Source organism: Paraburkholderia agricolaris (assembly GCF_009455635.1).
Lineage (GTDB): Bacteria > Pseudomonadota > Gammaproteobacteria > Burkholderiales > Burkholderiaceae > Paraburkholderia > Paraburkholderia agricolaris.
The window spans coordinates 1,879,084-1,898,479 of the sequence record NZ_QPER01000001.1; the positions used below are offsets into that span (position 1 = coordinate 1,879,084).

Genomic DNA, 19,396 nt, shown 5'->3' on the forward strand with positions numbered 1-19,396 from the left:
TCTGGAGGGTTGCGAATTGCATCAAAACGGATGTCACCCTAACGCCGGTACCGAAGTGTTTCGACGATCAGCGAAAGTGCGGGTGACGATTGACGGCGGCTCGCATAGAAAATGTGAAGACCCGGAAAGGTTGGGCACCAGTCTTTGAGTACCGGGTGGAGTCGGCCGCTGGCGACGTGCGGGCGTGCCAGTTCTTCGGGGACGTAGGCCAGACCGAATCCCGCCAGCGCTGCGTCCAGAACGGGATAGATCGAGTTGAAGGTCCACGGCCCGCTTACCCGCACCTGCAAGTTGCGCTTACCCTTCTTGAGTTCCCACGCGTAGACGCCTCCGCGATTGGAATAGCGGGTGTTGATGCATTGATGTCGTGAAAGATCAGACGGGACTTTTGGTGGAGGACGCTTCTCCAGATACGAAGGCGCGCCGACGATCGTCATTTGTATATCCGGCGAGATCCGAACGGCGGTCATATCTTTGGCGATCTGATCGCCGAAACGCACGCCGGCGTCATAGCGTTCTTCCACGATATCGGTCAATCCCGGGTCGACGAAAATCTCAATCTTGACGTCCGGATAGGCCGGCTGGAGTTGCGACAGCTTCGGCCACAAGACCGTGTTTGCTGCAAAGTCCGACGTCGTAATGCGGACGGTGCCGACAGGCTTGTCACGGAGTTCGTCGAACGCCGCCAGTTCGTCGGCGATCGCCTGGAATCGGGGTGCTACGCTCCGAATCAATCGTTCACCGGCGTCCGTCGGGGAGACGCTGCGGGTTGTGCGGGTCAGCAGGCGTATGCCCAATCTCGCTTCCAAGCCACGGATGGTGTGGCTCAATGCCGATTGCGACACGCCAACCTGCGCCGCCGCCCGCGTGAAACTACGCTCGCGCGCAACCGCGAGAAATGCAAGGATGTCCCGGAAGTTCTCAGCCGACATTTAGTTGGACACTCCTGAATACGCCTGGGTTTGTGGTGACCCACTCGTGTGCTAACAGTATGGCTGCGAGCGCTGAGTGGCCCGTGGGGACGAAGCTGCTTCTTCGCAGAATGCCAGAGGCGATCGATGTTCGACGCAAGTGTTTCATGAGTTACGCTCTGTATTTTTTGCGCGTACGGATAGCGCGCCTAGGACCGGTAGCGCAAGGCGTCGATGAGCAAAGTCATGGCATGCGAAGGTTGCCGACGGTTGGGATAGTAGAGATGCAGTCCTGACCATACCGGGCACCAGTCTTCGAGAAGGGACACGAATTGCCCTCTGGCAACAAATGGGCGCACCAGGTCTTCCGGCAAATACGCGAGTCCGAATCCACTCTTCGCTGCTTCCAGAATATCGTAGGCGTTGTTGAACACGAGCGGCCCATCCACGCGGGCATTCAATGTGCGTTTTCCCTTCACGAACTCCCATTCGTACAACCCGCCGTAGGTTGACGTCCGTAGATTGATGCAGGCGTGTTCAGTGAGGTCATGCGGCGTTTTTGGCTGTCTTCGCCGGGCAAGATATGCCGGTGTGCCGACCACCGTATTGCGAACGTCCGGGCCGATACGCACTGAGATCATGTCCTGGGCGAGCTCTTCACCGAAGCGCACGCCAGCGTCATAGCCTCGTGCGGCAATGTCGACACTCGCGTATTCGTTGACGAGTTCGACCTTGATATCCGGGTATTGCGGCAGAAATTTTGCCAGCTTTGGCCAGAGCGTGCTTCTGATCGCGTAGTCGATAGCGGTGATACGGATCGTTCCCATCGGTGTATCACGCAGCTCGCTCAACGCCTGAATTTCCGCGTTGATCTCATCGAACTCGGGCGCCAGCCGATCCAGCAACCGCTGCCCCGCCTCCGTGGGCGATACGTTGCGGGTGCTACGCATCAAAAGCCGAACGCCGAGTTTCGATTCAAGCTCGCGGATGGTGTAGCTCAGCGCGGGTTGAGACACGCGGAGCTGAGCCGCTGCGCGTGTAAAGCTGCGCGCACGTGCAACGGCAATAAAGGCGAACAGGTCGCTGAAGTGGTTGCGCGGCATTGATGAGCCACCCTTATAAGACCTTGCCGATTCTACCGTCTAGTTGCCCATGGGTGCAGCCGATAGACTTCTTCTTCCCATGAATGAGCATTCCCGTTTCGACGGGCGGTACAACTATCAGGAACTTTGACGCGCAATCTGCGAGAAGTATGAACGCGTCCTCTTTTAGGCGACACTCGAAAAATGACTACAGTAAAGAACGCTTTGGTCTCCGCATCGGTTCTGGTCGCGCTTTCGTCGACGAATGTTGCGAACGGAAGCGGCGTGGCTGAAGGCGCGAATGTCGTCGGTTCGCAGAAAGTTACATTCAAAAGCGGTGGAGTCCGGATGGCGGGGAATCTCTATCTCCCACCCGACTACGACGTGACCCGGAAATATCCTGCTATCGTCGTCGCGCATCCTTGGGGTGGCGTAAAGGAGCAGACATCCGGCCTGTACGCTCAGCAACTGGCAAACAAGGGTTTTGTCACGCTGGCTTTCGATGCATCTCACTACGGTGAGAGCGGCGGCGAGCCGCGTGATCTGGAAGACCCGGCCGATCGCGTTCAGGACATCCGCAGCGCCGTGGGTTATCTGAGCAACCTGTCCCAGGTCGATAGCAAGCGAATCGGCGCGTTGGGTATTTGTGCTGGCGGTGGCTACACGCTCAACGAGGCTCAGACCGATCTGCGGGTCAGGGCGGTAGCCGGCGTCGTGACCTACGACATCGGCGCCGCGACACGTGAAGGCATCGAAGGCGCCCCAGTCTCCGCCGATAATCGCAAGAAGCTCCTGGAGAATGTCGACGCCCAATTGACCAAAGAGTCTGGCGGGTCGCCCGTCCTCGTCGAGCAGCTCATTCCGGGGCGTGAGCAATGGAATGGCAGCACACCGAACTTCATGCGTGAAGCCTACGACTACTACTTGACGCCGCACGGAAGCCATCCGAACGCCAGGAACCTTTATGTGGTGACCAGCCCCGGTTTGCATATGGCGTACTACCCGCTGGAACACATGGCGGAAATCTCTCCGCGGCCAGTGTTGCTGATTGCCGGCGGCAAGGCCGAAACGCTCAAGTTCAGCCGGGACGCCTACGCCATGGCGCAGGAACCCAAGGAACTACTGGTCATCCCCGACGCGTCGCATTTCGATCTGTACGACAAGCCGCAATATGTAGACCCCGCAGTCGCGAAACTGGCGGAATTCTTCGGGCGGAACCTTTAAGTCCGATGGTCGGCGGCGAAACAGAAGATGCGATCCAGTGCGACGAACGAGGCGCCCGGCGACGGAAGCTTGAGCGAAGGATCAAATGCTTGTTCTGTCTCAGAGGTTCTGAAAGAACGCTTGGGATGGACGCTACGAATCACTATGAAAATGGAGTGAAATCATGAGTTTTTCTTTTGAGAATCAGGTCGCGTTGGTCACCGGGGCTGCTTCCGGAATGGGGCTGGCGACGGCCCGGGCATTCGCTCAGGCCGGCGCGGCTGTCGCATTGGCAGACGTGAACGGGGAGGCCGTGCGTGCAGTCGCCGACGAACTCACGGCCGCGGGCTATAAGGTGATTGGCCTTCGCTGCGATGTCGCCGACATGGACCAGGTCGAGGCAATGGTGAACGAGACGGTATCGACTTTCGGCCGCCTGGATGCCGCGTTCAACAACGCAGGCGTGCAGAGTCCCGTGGCTGCAACGGCCGATGCCGACCCGAAAGACTATGAATTCGTGATGGGCGTCAATCTTCGTGGAATCTGGAACTGCATGAAGTTCGAGCTGCTGCAGATGCGCAAGCAGGGGAGCGGCGCGATCGTCAACAACTCTTCGCTCGGCGGACTCGTGGGGATCGCAGAGCGCGGTATTTACCATGCCTCCAAGCACGGTGTAGTCGGGCTGACCAGGAGCGCCGGGCTTGAATGCGCGCCGCTGGGAATTCGCGTCAACGCAATTTGTCCGGGCATTATCGAAACGCCGATGGTCTCGGGCATGCTGGAGAGCCAGCCGGAGGCGATGGCGGAAATGATGAAAGAAGTGCCGATCGGCCGTCTTGGTCGCGCCGAAGAGATCGCCGATGCGGTGCTGTGGCTGTGCAGCCCGGCTTCCACGTTTGTGATCGGTCATGCGCTTCCTGTCGACGGTGGGTATACCGTGCGCTGATGCACGACGAATGCGACGGATCACCCTTCAGGGCAATTGTGCACCTGCTGGCGTTGCGGCGAATACCGGAATGCATCGGTTGGCGTGCTGTTCGGGGATGGCTGTCAGACTTTCTGCTGCGGCGCACACGGCGCATCAACCTGGCGCGCAAGCTGCCCATCATCACTGGTCTGCTGCTTTCGTCGAGTATCGGGTTAGTTCTGCGGGGGGCTCATGTTCATTGGCGCGGTGGCGGTGCTTGGCGCGGCGTTGTACATCTTCATTCCCGGCGATATCAAACGCATCGAATTGCCCGAGCCAGGCGCCACGTGAAGGAGGTCGTGAGCGCTGCTCAATTGGTGTATGTTTTGATTTACCGCGTCAATCCTCGAGGGCAGACAGATGGAGCGTTCCAACTACGCACGTGAAGACATCGGCAATCTTGTGCTGCTTGAGCACGTCAATCTCACGATTCCGGACCAACGTCTCGCGACCGTGTTCTATGTCAGTGCACTCGGTCTGACGCGCGATCCTTTTCTCATGACGGGCGTGACCAACATGTGGATCAACGCCGGCCGCTCGCAGATTCACTTGCCGCACGGCGATGCACAGCGCCTTCGCGGACATGTTGGGCTGATCGTGGGAAGCCGCGCGTCTCTGATCGAGCGGTTGCGCGCTGTCGGACCTTTGCTGGAGGGAACGCGGTTCGGATGGATCGAGCGGGACGAACGCGTGGAAGTGACCTGTCCTTGGGGGAATCGGTACGACTGTCTCGATCCCGATGCGTGCCGGGCGAGCGACCCGTGGGCGGGTATCGTTCTGGGTATTGTGTATGTGCAACTCGATGTGCCCGTCGGCTGCGCGACGTCGATTGCTGCGTTCTATCGCGAGATATTCGATGCGCCTGTCGACTCACGTGAGCGCAACGGGTCGCGGCAGGCGGTGGTCGCGGTCGGCAGACATCAACAACTCATCTACGCGGAGTCGCCCTCGGCAAGCCCGGAGTACGACGGGCATCATATTCAGATCTATGTGGCCGATTTCTCCGGACCATATGAACGGCTCGCTGCGCGAGGGTTGAATTATGGCGAGGAGACTCACCAATATCGCTTCGCCGAGCTCGTCGATCCTGCGACTGGAACGCCTTGCTTCACGCTTGAACATGAAGTCCGCAGTTTGCGTCATCCACTGTATGCGAGGCCGTTGGTGAACCGGAATCCGGATCTGACTAACCGCAATTACAGAATGGGCGGCGAGGGAGTTGGCGGAGTGTTCTGATTGGTGAGGCACACCACTCTTCTCTCAACTGGCCGCTGCTGGATCTGCCGGCGCCTGATCCCTTCGACTATTTTCTGGTCTCCTCGGCTTTGTGTGCAGCTTAGGTTGTGAAGTTGTACTGCCTAACTCGCAATATTCCTACCGAAAACATCCGTCTGTCTCAGAACAATATTGTTGATCCGGAAAACCGGTACCAGCAGATTTTCAAGGTTCAGGCGTTCTGGCGGGTTTGGGCATGAAAATTGTTCCTTCTTTCATGCCACGACGTGCTGCCGCAGATACTCGGCAGTCCGGCTTTCCTTCGCGTGCACGACCTGAGCCGGTGTGCCGCTCGCGACGATCTTGCCGCCGGCGTCGCCGGCGCCCGGGCCGACGTCGACAACCCAGTCGCTTTGTGCGGCCACCCGCATGTCGTGCTCCACCACGACGACGGTGTTGCCGGCATCCACGAGTCCATGGAGTTGCACCATCAACCGGTCGACGTCGGCGGGATGCAGGCCGGTGGTCGGTTCGTCGAGGATATACAGCGTGTCGCCGCGTTGCGCGCGTTGCAGTTCCGTGGCGAGCTTGATGCGCTGAGCTTCGCCGCCGGACAATTCGGTGGCGGGCTGACCGAGCCGCAGATAGCCGAGGCCGATGTCACGCAGCACTTTCAGTGCGCGCATCAAGCCGGCTTCGTCAGCGAAGAAATCGCAGGCGGCGTCGACGGTCAAGCCGAGCACCTCGGCGATGTTCTTATCGCGCCATGTGACTTCAAGCGTCTGCGGGTTGTAGCGCGTGCCGTGACAGGTCGAGCAGGGCGCATAGACGCTTGGCAGGAACAGCAGTTCGACGCTGACGAAGCCTTCGCCTTCACACGTCGGGCAACGGCCTTGCGCTACGTTGAACGAGAAGCGGCCCGCGCCGTAGCGGCGCTTGCGAGCCAGTGGCGTGTCGGCGAACAGCTTGCGCACGTGGTCGAAGAGGCCGGTGTAGGTGGCGAGATTGGAACGCGGCGTGCGGCCGATCGGTTTCTGATCGACGCGCACAAGGCGGCGCAGCGCGTCCATGCCTTCGGCAATGCGGCCGCCGGTCGGCGCGCTCGTGGCCGCGAGCAACGGGTCCTGCTCGTCGTCGTCCGGGTTTTCAAAGACGCGTCCAAGGTGACTAGCGACCAGTTCCGGCAACGCCTGGCTCACGAGGCTCGATTTGCCCGAGCCCGACACGCCCGTGACGGCAGTCAGGCAGCCGAGCGGAAACGCGGCGTCCAGCCCATGCAGATTGTTGCGCGTGATGCCGGCGAGCCGCAGCCAGCCGGCCGGTTCGCGCGTCGCGCGGGCGACGGGCGCGGGCGGCGCAAACAGATGCCGGCGCGTATGCGACGCTTCGATATTCGCGAGGCCGGCGGGCGGCCCGCTATAGACCACATGGCCGCCGGCTTCGCCGGCCTCGGGACCGACATCGACGAGCCAGTCGGCGCGCTGCATCATCTGCAGATCGTGTTCGACGACAAACAGCGAATTGCCCGCGGCCTTCAGGCTCTGCAGCGCGCTGAAGAGCGCTTCGCCATCCGCGGGATGCAGGCCGGCCGATGGCTCGTCGAGTACATATACGACGCCGAACAACTGCGACGACAACTGCGTGGCGAGTCGCAAGCGCTGCAGTTCGCCGGATGACAGCGTGGGCGTACTGCGCTCCAGCGCGAGATAACCCAGACCCAGATCGACCAGAGTCGTCAGGCGTTCGAGCAACTCGGCTGCAATGCGTTGCGCGGCGACGCGTTTTTCCTCCGACAGATTGGGTGTGCGCCGCACGTCAGGCGAGGCTTTATGCGCGGAACCGCCTGCGGCAATCCGCTTATCGACGGCTTCGCGCATGGCGCTCCTGCTGAGCACGCTGCCTTTGCCGGCGTCTTTCCCCGAATGAGCGGCATCCGGCTCGGGCCATTCGCCGCGCGCGATCGGTTCGAGCATCTCGGCAAGTCCGGCTAGCGGCAACTGAGCGAACGCACCGATATCGAGCCCGGCGAATTTCACCGACAGCGCTTCCTTCTTGAGCCGCTTGCCATGACAGGCGGGACAGACGCTGCCAATCATGAATTGCGACACGCGCTTTTTCATCAGCGCGCTTTGCGTGTTCGCGAACGTGTGCAGCACATAGCGGCGTGCCCCGGTGAAGGTCCCTTGATAGCTTGGTTCGTCCTTGCGCTTGAGCGCGGCACGCGTTTCTTTCGGCGTGAGTCCGGCGTAGACGGGCGCGGTCGGCTGTTCGTCGGTGAAGAGAATCCAGTCACGGTCTTTCTTCGGCAAATCGCGCCACGGTTTATCGACGTCGTAGCCAAGGGTCACCAGAATGTCGCGCAGGTTTTGTCCGTGCCACGCGGGCGGCCATGCAGCGATTGCGCGCTCGCGAATGGTCAGCGAGTCGTCGGGAACCATCGATTTTTCCGTGACCTCGTACACGCGGCCAAGTCCATGGCAAGTCGGACAGGCGCCTTGCACCGTGTTCGGCGAGAAATCCTCGGCGAACAGCATGGGCTGCTTCGGCGGGTAGTCGCCCGTGCGCGAATAGAGCATGCGCACGAGACTCGACAGCGTGGTCACGCTGCCAACCGACGAGCGCGCGCTCGGCGTGCCGCGCTGCTGTTGCAATGCGACCGCGGGCGGCAGGCCTTCGATGGCGTCCACTTCGGGCACGCCGACCTGCTCGATCAGGCGCCGGGCATACGGCGCGACCGATTCGAAATAGCGCCGCTGCGCTTCGGCGTACAACGTGCCGAATGCCAGCGACGATTTACCCGATCCGGACACGCCGGTAAAGACGACCAGCGCATCACGCGGAATCTGCACATCGATGTTTTTCAGATTGTGCTCGCGAGCGCCGCGCACCCGCACGAAGCCGGTGAAGGCGGGTTCCTCGGGCGGCGGCGTCGAGCGAGCCTTTTTGTCGATGGCGTTCATATCGATAGTGGCGAATCAGCGTGCCCCTGCGGGCCAACGCTAGCGAAGCTGCACGGAGCATGCCCGACGGTTATCTGGCGATGATGCCAGTGAAGGCAGGGCGCACCCACCCCGTCAATCCAGAAATGACAGCCTATCATTGAAGCGCCTATCCGAGCGCGGAGTGCGGTGGCTAACGGATGCGCCACTGGCGGCCGAGGTAAGCATGCTGGCGCAGCGCTCGGCGGCCGCCGAGAAGGCCGCCAAGGCCGCAACGCAGAACACGGCTGCACCGGTCGAGGTCGTACGCTCGCCGATCCGCACGCTGTTTTCACGCGACTATCGCTCGATTCTGTTCGTCAATCTGCTGCTGACGATCGGCGGCATGATGCCGACTAGTGAATTCCAGCGGGCGCAAAGGCGCGCCCGCGTCGTCCATAAAGAGGTCCAGCCACATGACATGCGGTGAAATAACTTTCGCATAGCCTGTTGCGGGAGCCATAGCTAAAGTGCGCGTATCGGATGCGATGCACGGTTCCACAATTTCACCGCAGACGATACCCCGGTCACTACCGTTATGGCATCGTCATGGAAGAACTTGGAAAATTCACGCTATATGTCACGGCTTTTGTCATCGCCGTATCGATGGTCGAAGCCGTCTGACTGACTCGAAAAAACCGCAATGCGGCGACGCCATTTGCGTGGCACGAAGTGTGGCTTTCGCTCGCCGACGTCTTCGCGCGCAAGCTGCTCGCAATGCTGCCGCTATCGCTCGCTACACCTGTGTTTGCTCTCGCCTGGGAGCATCGCATCTTCACGGTGGAACTCAATAGCGCGCTGGCGGTAATGGCGCTCTTCATCGGTCAGGAATTCTGCTACTACTGGTATCACCGCGCGTCGCATCGCATGCGCTTCTTCTGGGCTACGCATGCCGTGCATCATTCGCCGAACCAGTTGACTCTGTCCACCGCGTACCGGCTCGGCGTGACGGGTAAGCTGACGGGCTCGGCGATTTTCTTCGCGCCGCTCGTGTGGCTCGGCGTGCGTCCTGAAGTCGTTCTGCTGACGCTCTCCTTCAACCTCATGTATCAGTTCTGGCTGCATGCCACGTGGATTCCGAAGCTCGGTTGGCTCGAGTATGTGTTCAATACGCCGTCCTCGCACCGCGTGCACCATGCATCGAATGTCGACTATCTGGATGCGAACTACGGCGGCGTGCTGATTATCTTCGACCGGCTGTTCGGCACTTATGTCGGGGAACGCGCCGACGAACCCTGCCGCTACGGGCTTGTCAACCCGACCACCTCACGCAATCCGTTCGTCGTCGAGTTCGAGCACTGGGCGACGCTAGTGCGGGACGTGGCGAAGGCGAAAAGCGTGTGGACCGCGATCAATCATGTAATCCGGCCGCCGGGCTGGATGCCGGAGGGCGGCGGCGAAACTACGGAAGAACTGCGGCGTAAGAGCGAGGCCGCGCGTCGCGAGTGCCAGGTGCCCAACGGTTGATGAACTGGCGACTTATGCACGGCCAGCCAAACGGAACAAGCGTTATCCGGCAACACGAGGGCGTACGACAACACCGGACTCCGGAAAGCAGCAGAAACAGCTCCGGCGGGTCAGGACCGTCCAGGCAGCCCGTCGGATGAGCGATCCCTGGCTTCGGCGGACGGCGCGGCGTCCTGCGCCACATGAGGCCTGCTGTAACGCTCGGATAATGCTTCGTAAAGTGCCGGCGCAAAAAGTTTCGATATCTGGCTGGCGATTAACGCGGTGGCCATGAGGGAGATGACGAGTGCGTGGCCGTCAATCATCTCGATCACGATCACAAAAGCGGTAATGGGACTTTGTGTGACCGCCGCAAGATAGCCCACCATGCCAAGTGCGATCAGCATTGGCAACTGCATCTGGCCAAACAGCAGGTGCAATGCGTTGCCAATACCGGCGCCAATCGCGAGCGAGGGCGCAAACAGGCCGCCTGGCGCGCCTGGCAGATACGAGCCAACCATCGAGGCCATCTTGAGCACCGGGTAGGCGACGCCCAGTTGTGCGCGTCCTTCCAGCAATGCGCGTGCTTCGGCATAGCCGCTACCAAACGTGTGGCCGCCCGACACCACCCCGATTACCGCGACGACCAGGCCACACGCGGCACCAAATGCCACCGGTCGACTACTGCGCCAGGCACTCACCGACGCGGGCATCCAGCGTTTGGTGTTCAGTAGAAGCCAGCAGAAGACGCCGCCAGCCACGCCCGACGCGGCGCCAATCAACACCACCGCGACTGCCAGCAGATCTGGAAAGTGGCTGCCGACCTTGATCGTTCCAAAATACGTATAGTTGCCCTGCAGGCCCAGCGAAACGACGCCGGCGAAGATGATCGCGGTAATCAGCACGCCGCTCGTGCGCTGCTCGAAGCTGCGGGTCAACTCTTCGATTGCGAATACGACGCCGGCAAGCGGCGCATTGAAGGCCGCCGACAGACCCGCCGCCGCACCCGCGAGGGCCAGCCGCCGTTCCAGTTCGATGCCCCGGATAGCCCGGAACCGGTGCGGATAGAAGCGTCGCAGGTTGAACATGAGCGCGGCGCCCACGTGAATTGTCGGCCCCTCGCGGCCAATCGTGAATCCGCCGAGTATCGAGAGGAACGACACCAGAATCTTGCCGACGAGGATCCGGATACTCAGCAGACGTGGAGCAAGATCGCCGCGGTCATGGAGCGTGGCAATGACCTGCGGGATGCCACTGCCTTCGGAGCCGGGAAAGTAGCGTCGGGTAAGCCATACACCCAGAGCACCGATCGCCGGGGTGACGGGAAGCGGCAGCCACCAGTATCGCGCCGCATAGCGCAGAAATGTGTCGTACCCGATGTCGATCAGCTTCGCGTAGAAAACGGCGATGAGCCCGGTCGCGATGGCGCCCAGCCAGAACACACCATAGTGCAGCCATAGCCGCCGCGCGCGTTGTAGTGCACGTTTATTAACAAGTTCTGAAATATGCATGCGGCCGCCGAAAACGCATCAGTATGGTTTATATGGCACAGTGTGCCATATATTTGCATGGACCATACATGGCGCGGAGACCGACGGTGCTCTGCGAACGACGATATCTATGGCAGCTCGGCTGGCTTCCCAAACACCCAGCCAAACGATGCGATCTCGGGCTTGTGCAACGCCGCCAGCTTCAGCAGGCACCGTTCGCCCTTGGCGGTGAGGTGGACCCGTACCTGGCGCCGGTCCTCATCGCCGGGTTTGCGAATCACCAGCCCGGCGGATTCGCAGCGCGATACCAGCGCAGCCGTGCCATTGGGTGCTGCTTGCAATCGCTCGGCCAGTTCGCCTACTGTCGCCCACGATCTGCCGGGAAAACCTTTGACCTGGAGCATCAGTTGATACTGCAAAGGCGTGACCCCAGCAGCATGAGTGACCTCTTCGGAAAACCGCAGGAAGCAGCGCAGCTGGTAACGGAACTCGGACATCGCCTCCAGATCTTCCTTGCTCAGTGCCTCAGGCGCTTCGCCTTTGCGTGAAATCATTGGATCTCCCGTTGTTGAATAAAGTGTAACGTCGCGCGCGGGCATCCCTTTGTTGCCCGTTACCGCGTCAGCAGGAGCGCGTTTAGTCAAGGTGACGATTCACCTGAGATCATCCGCGCCTGGTGGGGATTCTAAAGTGGGCCGCTGAAAGCGTGAGGAAACTGGATACGTTCAACTGCAAGTATGTTGGCGGCTGCCGTGGGAAACATTGCATGACTGACGGCAGCCGGCTTAACAGGTCGAAAATAATAGGTCGAAAACCGCGCTCGACGGAGGGATCAATCTGGAGCGGCATGTCCGATGCGGTTGAGGCGAAACGTGCGACGCAATTGGAACCCCAGCCGTTCATACAACTGAATCGCGGAAAGGTTGTCGCTGAACACGTGTAGAAACGGCGTGTCGCCCCGTTGCTCGATTTCTTTGCGCAAGAGTCTCATGAGCCGCCCGGCGAGACCTTTTCCGCGATGGTCGCTATCCACGCAAACGGCACTAATCTCAACATACCCGTCGAGGCGCATCCGTTCACCGGCCATCGCAATGAGATGCCCCTGGTCGCGAATTCCGATGTAATTGCCCATCTCGCCAGTCCGCCTGCCAAAAGGTCCAGGCTTGGTCTTCTGGACCAGATCGAGCATGTCGTCCGCATCCGCGTGGCCCAGCCGGATTACGTCCCGGTCGTCCGTACTTCCGGCTTCGCGGTTCAGGGCGATCATTTGATGGATCACGCCCAGGTACGTCGTTTGTAGTCCGGCGACCGGATCAATCGGCTCCGTGGATAGCAGGGCGACCTGCTCCTGAGGCCCCAAAAGTCGATGGAGCGCCTGGTATGCAGCGGGCGTTTCGGAGGCCAGCGCAGCGAACGGCGCCACGTCGGGATGGAATCGACGGGCGAGGCCGGCGCCTTGCCCAAGGTGCGCCTGCTTCGTTGTGAGGGCCGCCCAGATCGGACGGTTGAGCTCAGCCTGATTCGAATCTCTCATGATTGCTCCTTTTGTCAGACAGCGCATATCTTCGCCGCATTGCTGCGCAGTCTAGGCCTTCCCGTGGACCTGGGCTATAGTCGTAAAAGACATTAATCGAGGTATTTGCGACATGCGATTTGTCATTTTCGCGCTTGATGGTTTATTCGACACGGGGCTTACGGTGCTGCTGGACACCTTCGCGACGGCCAACGAACTGGCCGCTGCTCAGGGGGTTGCCACACCGCCTCTCGATGTAAGGGTGGTTGGCGTGCGCAGGCGCATTCGGACCGCGCACGGACTGTCGATGCTGGTAGAACCGGCAAGCACCGTTCCCCGACCGGACTGGGTGGTGGTGCCTGCGCCGAACGTCAGGCAGCCGGAGCGCCTGATCGAGGCGTTCGAGCGCCGCGACATCCGCGACGCGACGGCGCACCTTCGTACCTGGCACGCTGAAGGCGTCGGCGTTGCGGCCGCGTGTATCGGTACGTTCCTGCTGGCCGAGGCCGGGCTTCTGGATAATCGCGAGGCAACGACCACCTGGTCATTGGCGCCGTTTTTCCGCCAACGCTATCCGGCTGTCAATCTGGACGATTCACGGATGGTCGTCGCCTCGGATCGCCTGGTCACAGCGGGTTCGGCGATAGGCCATCTCGACCTCGCGCTATGGTTGCTGCGTCAGGCAAGCCCCGAACTTGCGACGCTCGTTGCCCGCTTCATGCTCATTGACAAGCGTTCGTCGCAGGCCGAATACATCATTCCCGATTACCTCGCCCACGCCGATCCCCTGGTCGCGCGATTCGAGCGATGGGCCCGCACGAATCTTTCGCTGGGTTTTTCGCTTCAGGCAGCGGCGGGAGCACTGTCCGTTGGACCACGCACCTTGCAGCGCCGTACCGAGGCAGTACTTGGCAAGTCACCCTTGGCGTTCTTCCAGGACCTGCGTATCGAACGGGCGCAGAACCTCGTCTCGATTGGCTACGACCTCGACACAATCGCAAGCGAGGTGGGCTACGCCGACACGGCAACATTGCGAACCTTGCTGCGGCGGAAGCTCGGCCGTGGGGTGCGGGAACTTCGTGCCGAAATGCGCTAGTGTCCCGGCAACGGATTGGCATTTCTTCGCGAACCGTGACTGGAAAAACAGCGTTCACCCATCAACGACAGCAAGATGCTGTGATGGCTTTTTCAATGGGAGCTCGCTAGTGCGCGGCACCAGTCACCGTATGGGAATGGCCTTGGCGGTCTGGTTCTGATGGCATACGGTGCTTAACGAAAAAAACGTTTGCCGTTTGGATCCCGGATCTCCGGAAGAAGCTCGCTGTCACGCTCGCCGCGACCGTTTGCCGGACGTAGCCGTTCCGTTGACCTCAGCCCGTTCAACAACCGGCAGGGCGAGTGCCGTTTCCCGCAATAGCGCACGCAACCAGGAGATGGCCGGATCGCGTTCCTGATATTTGTGCCACTGCACCTTCTCCACGAACTTCGGAATCCTGATCGGGCATTGCAGGATCCGCAGTGGAAACCGCTGTGCCATCTGAAGGGCTAGCCGCGTGGGCAGCGTGGCGATTCTCGACGTACCGAGGAGCAGTTCCGGGACCAGGGTGAAAGTCGGCGAAATGACATCCTGGCGGCGAACCTGTTTGCCGGTGGAGATCATCTGCGCGTCCAGGGTCACGCGCCTGCCGCCGCCCCATTCGACACCGACATGCGCCGATTCAAAATACTGATCGGTGGTAATCGTATTACCTTTGACCGGGTGGTCTGCGCACACCAGACATGTAAACGTGTCTTCAAACAATTTCTCGGCAGGGTGCCCCGCAACCGTGTTGAACTCGGGTGCAATGAGCAGCTCCACCTCACCGCCTTCCAGATGCTCCGGCGACTGTGGGCTGAGCGCCCTCAGGTCGAACTGCATCAATGGCGCAAGCCTGGCCGCTCTTCTTACGACTTCGGAAAGAAACACGCTGATCACGTAGTCGGACGACTCTATCGTGAAGCGCCGCGTCGAGGTGGCCGGATCGAACGTCGGTCTGGCGCGTGTGATGGTCTGAATTTGCAGCAGAACGTCTCTGACAGGTTTGACGAGTTCCGTGGCTAGCGGTGTCAGGACCTGTGTCTTGCCCACCGGCACCAGCAGCTCATCTTCGAAGTACTCGCGCAGGCGGGCGAGGGAGCAGCTCGTGGCGGGCTGGCTGAGAAACAGCCGTTCGGCCGCGCGGCCAACGCTGCGGGTGGACAGGATCGCGTCGAGCACGACCAGTTGGTTCAGATCGAGTTTGTTAAAACGCATCGTCGTATGACATTTACAGAATGGATGCTCTGCATTTAAACAATAAATTTTGTAAATGTCTCGCGAAATCTATACTTGCTGCAAATAGCGGCCCTCTGTGGCGCGCACAAAACCTTCGGAGACAGAGAATATGGAGGACCGCCGTAATCGCCAGTCAATCCTGCGGCAGTGGGGGCTGGTTGCCTGCCTGACTGTGGTGAGCATGCTGGCCCAGATCGACAAGAACATTCTCGTGCTGATGGTAGGGCCGATTCAACGGGACTTCGGGGCGAGCGATGTCCAGATCAGCCTTCTGATCGGCGCGGCATTTGCGGTTGCCAATATTGTGGTTGGGCTGCCCGCCGGCTGGTTGGCGGACCGGTTCAACCGGCGCGTTGTGATTGCCGTGGGCGTGGCGATCTGGTCGCTTGCCGTGGCTTCCAACGCAGTCGCGTCGGCGTTCGTGGCGCTCCTGGTGGCGCGAATCGTCGTGGGCGGCGCGGAAGCGTTGATTCCACCTTCGTCCTACTCGTTGATTCGCGACGGGGTCGACGAACAACGCCGGGCGCGTGCATTGTCCGTGTACACAATGTCGCTGATGCTCGGAACCGGGTTGTCGCTCGTACTGGGTGGCCCGTTGCTGGGTGCAATCCAGTCCGCCGGTATCCGCTCGATTCCCTTCATCGGTACGGTCTCGCCGTGGCAGGTCACGTTGTTTTTGATCGGCGTCGTCGGGCTGCCCATGAGTCTGCTCATTTTTCTTGCGAAGGAGCCGGGGCGGCAAGAAGAAGCATCCGCGGATGCGAGTCGCAGTCTGGCGGGCGTCGGCCGCTATCTTGTCGCGAATCGGGCGATATTTCTGCCGCTGACCTTGTTCGCCGTCTCCCACGCGATGATTACTTTCGGCCTTGGGAGCTGGATGCCGACCATGACCGCGCGCCGCTTCCATCTTGGTCTGCGGGAAATCGGCCTGATGCAGGGTGGCCTGCTGCTGACGATGGGGCCGCTCGGTCTGTGGTTCGCCGGCATGGCGATGGATCGGAAGGGAGGCAGGAGCCTCGCGGGCGTTGCACTGGTCGGTGTGCTCGTGACGATTGCCGTGACGGCGCTGACCGTCACGATGTGTCTGATCGGATCGGTGAGCGCATTCTGGGTCGTCGACGCCATGGTGGTGCTGTTCTCGTGGACGTTCATGGCAGTCACGTCGACAGTCGTGGCGAAAGTGGCGCCTGCATCGATAGTGGGCGCTGTCATGGCGATCGTCCTCGTTCTCAACGGGCTGATCGGACAAGGTGGCTCTCCCACGTTGATTGCATTGGTCAGCCAGCATGGTTTTGGAGGAAGCCCCGATGCATTGCCCCGTGCGATGGCTTCGGTATTCGCCGCTGCGGGCGCGGTCGCGCTTTGGGCCGCTATCGTTCTCTACCGCACGTTTCTTCGACAGGGCGGCGTAGTGGGTCCCGTCGCGTTAGGCGTTCACATTGGCGACGTGCGATGAAAATAGAACCGTAGGCCGAAAGGCTTGCCGACGATCGCGACCGGATATAGCGATCGGTGTGATCCCTGTTCGTGCTGCGAATCGCAGTTATAGCGGTCGTATCTGAACAGGGTTTGTGGAGGAGGTCAGGAGACATGGAAATGAAAACAAAATTATTAATTAGTATAACGATTTATATGGCTATTTCAGGCAGTGCTTATGCCCAATCGAGCGTAACCCTTTCGGGACTGCTCGGAACCGGCATTTCGTACAGCAATAACGCGGGGAAGGGCAGCAGCCTGTATCAGATGACCGGTTCCCATGCGGTGCCGTTCTGGGCAATATCGGGCAGAGAAGAACTGGACACGGATACATCCGCGTTCTTTCGGCTCAGTCAGTATGCTTTTATTAACAATGGCACGAGCTCGCCTTTCGAAAGCTACCTTGGTCTGAAATCCAGCAGAGTGGGGACGCTCACGCTAGGGTCCATGTACGACCTTCTTGCTGATCTTGTTCCCTTCACGTCTGAACGCTTCACCTCTTTCCTGGCGACTCATCCTGGCAACCTGGACCGGACCGTCGGTAATTCGCTCAACAACCTGATCAAGTACAAGTCGCCTGTCTTCGGAGGGGCGCTTCAGTTTGGCGCCCAGTATGGGTTCGGAGAGCAGGGGTCGGGGACCAACACGGGTCGTACAGTTGGCGCGGAGGCCAGCTTCACAAGCGGCCCGTTCCAGTCGGTGCTGGTGTGGGAATCCGTAGATGGCGTGCCGTATGCGCCATACACCAGGCTAGGCGTGAGCGAGTTGTACGGCATCAATTTCGGCGCCAGTCCTTCGCGGACCGTTAGCCAGAACCAGAACACGACCACGCTCGGCGTGGCCTACGCCGGCGACACCGTGCGGGTGATGGGTAACTACAGCTATACGCGCCTGACGGCCGCCGGCCAATCGGAAACGGCGCAGACCATCGATGTGGGCGCCTACAAGTACATCACGACGCAAATGCGCATCGGTGGCGGCTATTCATACACGAAGCTGGATACCTACAAATGGAATCAGCTTCACGCGCACCTCGACTACGCGCTTTCGAAGCGCACGAGCCTCTACCTGCTCAGCGTGTTGCAAATAGCAGGTAGCGGGCAACTGGCGGTGCTTCGGAATCAGGCGCCAGCGTCAACGTCACGACAACTGGAGATGGAAGTTGGGATGACGCATCTTTTTTAAGTAGAGGACGGCCGATGGGCGCGTCTGGCGTCGTCGCCACACGGGCCCGGTCGGACCCGGCGTTACAGGATCGCGGTGCAGGATCCGAATCCATAAAGTAGACGGAGAAATACGATGCAGTGGGATGTCATAGTGGTCGGCGGCGGTCCGTCGGGCCTTACTGTCGCGGCGGAACTGGCGGGAACAGGCGTTAAAACGCTGGTGCTCGAGCGGCGCACGGAAGGTGTCCAGTCACGCGCGGGCACGATCCTGCCACGCGTGCTGGAGTTGTTCGACGCGCGTGGCATTGCGGACAGATTCATCGAGAAAACGCGCAAGATCGCCGACTACCCGTTTCGCCCATCCCACATCTGGGCAGGTTTCCATCCGATCGAATGGAAGTATCTGGAAACGCGTTTTGGTTTCACGTTGGGGCTGCCGCAGAACCTGACCGAGGAAGTCCTGTGGGACTGGGCGGTGGAGTGCGGTGTGCATGTGCAGCGCGGCGCTGAAGCGCGGGACGTCCGCCAGCAGGCTGATGGTGTCGAGGTCGATGTGGCCGATGCCTCCGGTGTCATTTCGACGCTGCGCGCACAGTACCTGATCGGCGCCGATGGCGGCCGCAGTACGGTCCGGTCGAAAGTCGGCCTGCCGTTCGAGGGGCGTTCCGGCACGTTTCGCGGCATTGTGCTCGATGCTGAACTGAAGGCGCCGTGGCCTGGTGGACGGATCAATGTCGACAACGAAATGGGCTGGGTACGCGGCTACACGTTCGGCGAGGGCATTACCCGATTCAATATCGTGCACCGTGACCGCCGTCATGCGCCGAAAGACGAACCCGTCACGCTCGAAGAAGCGTTGCAGTGCATTCGCGATGTGCACGGTACCGATTACGGCATCGAGAAATATCGCTGGGCATCGCGATTCGACGATCAGATGCGTGCGGTGCCGAGCTTGCGGCACGGGCGCACCTTCCTGGTTGGTGAATCCGCGCGTATCCACTACCCGGCAAGCGGCGTAGGCATGAATTTCTGCCTGCAGGACGCTTTCAATCTCGGCTGGAAACTCGCCAACGTCATCAACGGCGTGGCTGATGCGGCCACGCTCGACACGTACGACACGGAACGTATTCCCGTCATGCATGCGCTGCTCGACAGCGTGAAGGCGCAGTGTGCGTTGCAGTTCAATTTCGAACCGGAGGCGGTGGCCCTCAAGCGCCGCATGCAGGAGCACATTGTTCCGTTGCCGGATGTGCAACGCAAACTGGTGCTGGAACTGTGCGGTCTGGAAGCGCCGTATCCGCGCGACACGGATAGCCATCCGCTAACGGGCCTGCGTTGTCCCGACTTCGATCTCGTGTTGCTTGACGGACGTTCCGTCGCGGTGACGGAGACCCTGCGCAGCCGGCACTTCGTGCTGCTGGATCTCGAGGGATTCAGCCGTCAGTTCGAAGCACTCGATGTGTCTGGCCTGCCGGTCACCGTGGTGCAGGCGCGCGCCGCGCACATTCCCGCCTCGATGGACGGCGTGAAGGCGCTGCTGGTGCGTCCGGATGGATACGTAGCGTGGGCCAGCACCGAGGTGAGGTGTGCTCACGAAGCCGCAGCGCAAATCGGCAAATGGCTGAAACGGTGACA

Annotated in this window: 14 protein-coding genes and 3 pseudogenes; 10 read left to right on the forward strand and 7 right to left on the reverse strand. The window is 60.5% G+C overall.

Translation table 11 applies throughout. The annotated features are described in order from the left end of the window. Positions 1-38: 38 nt before the first annotated feature. The gene (locus GH665_RS08510) at positions 39-932 is read right to left on the reverse strand and encodes a LysR family transcriptional regulator (RefSeq protein WP_153135487.1); all 894 of its coding nucleotides are present in this window, start codon (positions 930-932) and stop codon (positions 39-41) included. A gap of 188 nt (positions 933-1,120) precedes the next feature. Continuing rightward, a complete protein-coding gene (locus GH665_RS08515) occupies positions 1,121-2,014 on the reverse strand; it encodes a LysR family transcriptional regulator (protein ID WP_153135488.1) in 894 nt (297 codons plus the stop codon). A gap of 183 nt (positions 2,015-2,197) precedes the next feature. Here GH665_RS08515 and GH665_RS08520 point away from each other — a divergent pair, with 183 nt between their 5' ends. The 4 genes and pseudogenes from GH665_RS08520 (at position 2,198) to GH665_RS08530 (ending at position 5,399) form a co-directional block, all read left to right on the forward strand. After that, positions 2,198-3,217, forward strand: coding sequence for an alpha/beta hydrolase (locus GH665_RS08520; RefSeq protein WP_153135489.1), 1,020 nt, complete (start codon positions 2,198-2,200; stop codon positions 3,215-3,217). A 163-nt stretch (positions 3,218-3,380) separates the two neighbouring features. Next, complete coding sequence (locus tag GH665_RS08525) at positions 3,381-4,142, forward strand: SDR family NAD(P)-dependent oxidoreductase (protein WP_153135490.1); 762 nt, start codon at positions 3,381-3,383, stop codon at positions 4,140-4,142. 72 nt (positions 4,143-4,214) lie between these two features. Beyond that, positions 4,215-4,454: pseudogene (locus GH665_RS39640) on the forward strand (hypothetical protein); the annotation flags it as partial. A gap of 69 nt (positions 4,455-4,523) precedes the next feature. Beyond that, a complete protein-coding gene (locus tag GH665_RS08530) occupies positions 4,524-5,399 on the forward strand; it encodes a VOC family protein (RefSeq protein WP_153135491.1) in 876 nt (291 codons plus the stop codon). A 254-nt stretch (positions 5,400-5,653) separates the two neighbouring features. Here the strand turns inward: GH665_RS08530 and GH665_RS08535 are convergent, their stop codons facing one another. Further along, complete coding sequence (locus tag GH665_RS08535; protein ID WP_153135492.1) at positions 5,654-8,338, reverse strand: excinuclease ABC subunit UvrA; 2,685 nt, start codon at positions 8,336-8,338, stop codon at positions 5,654-5,656. A gap of 217 nt (positions 8,339-8,555) precedes the next feature. Between GH665_RS08535 and GH665_RS08540 the strand changes: the two are divergent. Together GH665_RS08540 and GH665_RS08545 are read left to right on the forward strand one after the other, a co-directional pair. Next, positions 8,556-8,702 (forward strand): annotated as a pseudogene (locus tag GH665_RS08540) (MFS transporter); the annotation flags it as partial. A gap of 203 nt (positions 8,703-8,905) precedes the next feature. After that, positions 8,906-9,823: pseudogene (locus GH665_RS08545) on the forward strand (sterol desaturase family protein). A 110-nt stretch (positions 9,824-9,933) separates the two neighbouring features. On the opposite strand, the gene GH665_RS08550 reads toward GH665_RS08545, so the two are convergent. The 3 genes from GH665_RS08550 to GH665_RS08560 all read right to left on the reverse strand — a co-directional run bounded on the left by GH665_RS08550 (position 9,934) and on the right by GH665_RS08560 (position 12,826). Continuing rightward, on the reverse strand, positions 9,934-11,313 hold the full coding sequence (locus tag GH665_RS08550; RefSeq protein ID WP_153135493.1) for a chloride channel protein: 1,380 nt from the start codon (positions 11,311-11,313) through the stop codon (positions 9,934-9,936). Positions 11,314-11,420: 107 nt separating this feature from the next. Further along, positions 11,421-11,846, reverse strand: coding sequence for a MarR family winged helix-turn-helix transcriptional regulator (locus GH665_RS08555; RefSeq protein WP_153135494.1), 426 nt, complete (start codon positions 11,844-11,846; stop codon positions 11,421-11,423). 278 nt (positions 11,847-12,124) lie between these two features. After that, entirely contained in the window at positions 12,125-12,826 is a 702-nt protein-coding gene (locus GH665_RS08560; RefSeq protein ID WP_153135495.1) for a GNAT family N-acetyltransferase, read from the reverse strand. Between the two features lie 112 nt (positions 12,827-12,938). Here GH665_RS08560 and GH665_RS08565 point away from each other — a divergent pair, with 112 nt between their 5' ends. Further along, positions 12,939-13,901 (forward strand): GlxA family transcriptional regulator, encoded by a 963-nt coding sequence (locus GH665_RS08565; protein WP_153135496.1) that lies wholly within the window; start codon positions 12,939-12,941, stop codon positions 13,899-13,901. Between the two features lie 228 nt (positions 13,902-14,129). On the opposite strand, the gene GH665_RS08570 is transcribed toward GH665_RS08565, so the two are convergent. Beyond that, on the reverse strand, positions 14,130-15,098 hold the full coding sequence (locus tag GH665_RS08570; RefSeq protein ID WP_153135497.1) for a LysR family transcriptional regulator: 969 nt from the start codon (positions 15,096-15,098) through the stop codon (positions 14,130-14,132). A gap of 130 nt (positions 15,099-15,228) precedes the next feature. Here GH665_RS08570 and GH665_RS08575 point away from each other — a divergent pair, with 130 nt between their 5' ends. The 3 genes from GH665_RS08575 (at position 15,229) to GH665_RS08585 (ending at position 19,394) form a co-directional block, all read left to right on the forward strand. Then, positions 15,229-16,575, forward strand: a complete 1,347-nt coding sequence (locus tag GH665_RS08575) for an MFS transporter (protein ID WP_246216167.1) — start codon at positions 15,229-15,231, stop codon at positions 16,573-16,575. Between the two features lie 134 nt (positions 16,576-16,709). After that, positions 16,710-17,780 carry a porin gene (locus GH665_RS08580; RefSeq protein WP_246216168.1) on the forward strand — a complete coding sequence of 357 codons (1,071 nt, stop codon included), beginning with the start codon at positions 16,710-16,712 and terminating at the stop codon, positions 17,778-17,780. A gap of 114 nt (positions 17,781-17,894) precedes the next feature. Further along, on the forward strand, positions 17,895-19,394 hold the full coding sequence (locus GH665_RS08585) for an FAD-dependent monooxygenase (protein ID WP_153135498.1): 1,500 nt from the start codon (positions 17,895-17,897) through the stop codon (positions 19,392-19,394). Positions 19,395-19,396: the final 2 nt, after the last annotated feature.

What these genes read in the sequence shown, in the direction of transcription:
- GH665_RS08575 (WP_246216167.1), top strand. Translation starts at nt 15,229, where the DNA reads ATGGAGGACCGCCGTAATCGCCAGTCAATCCTGCGGCAGTGGGGGCTG.
- GH665_RS08570 (WP_153135497.1), bottom strand. Translation starts at nt 15,098, where the DNA reads ATGCGTTTTAACAAACTCGATCTGAACCAACTGGTCGTGCTCGACGCG.
- GH665_RS08565 (WP_153135496.1), top strand. Translation starts at nt 12,939, where the DNA reads ATGCGATTTGTCATTTTCGCGCTTGATGGTTTATTCGACACGGGGCTT.
- GH665_RS08510 (WP_153135487.1), bottom strand. Translation starts at nt 932, where the DNA reads ATGTCGGCTGAGAACTTCCGGGACATCCTTGCATTTCTCGCGGTTGCG.
- GH665_RS08555 (WP_153135494.1), bottom strand. Translation starts at nt 11,846, where the DNA reads ATGATTTCACGCAAAGGCGAAGCGCCTGAGGCACTGAGCAAGGAAGAT.
- GH665_RS08525 (WP_153135490.1), top strand. Translation starts at nt 3,381, where the DNA reads ATGAGTTTTTCTTTTGAGAATCAGGTCGCGTTGGTCACCGGGGCTGCT.
- GH665_RS08530 (WP_153135491.1), top strand. Translation starts at nt 4,524, where the DNA reads ATGGAGCGTTCCAACTACGCACGTGAAGACATCGGCAATCTTGTGCTG.
- GH665_RS08580 (WP_246216168.1), top strand. Translation starts at nt 16,710, where the DNA reads ATGGAAATGAAAACAAAATTATTAATTAGTATAACGATTTATATGGCT.
- GH665_RS08520 (WP_153135489.1), top strand. Translation starts at nt 2,198, where the DNA reads ATGACTACAGTAAAGAACGCTTTGGTCTCCGCATCGGTTCTGGTCGCG.
- GH665_RS08515 (WP_153135488.1), bottom strand. Translation starts at nt 2,014, where the DNA reads ATGCCGCGCAACCACTTCAGCGACCTGTTCGCCTTTATTGCCGTTGCA.
- GH665_RS08550 (WP_153135493.1), bottom strand. Translation starts at nt 11,313, where the DNA reads ATGCATATTTCAGAACTTGTTAATAAACGTGCACTACAACGCGCGCGG.
- GH665_RS08535 (WP_153135492.1), bottom strand. Translation starts at nt 8,338, where the DNA reads ATGAACGCCATCGACAAAAAGGCTCGCTCGACGCCGCCGCCCGAGGAA.
- GH665_RS08560 (WP_153135495.1), bottom strand. Translation starts at nt 12,826, where the DNA reads ATGAGAGATTCGAATCAGGCTGAGCTCAACCGTCCGATCTGGGCGGCC.
- GH665_RS08585 (WP_153135498.1), top strand. Translation starts at nt 17,895, where the DNA reads ATGCAGTGGGATGTCATAGTGGTCGGCGGCGGTCCGTCGGGCCTTACT.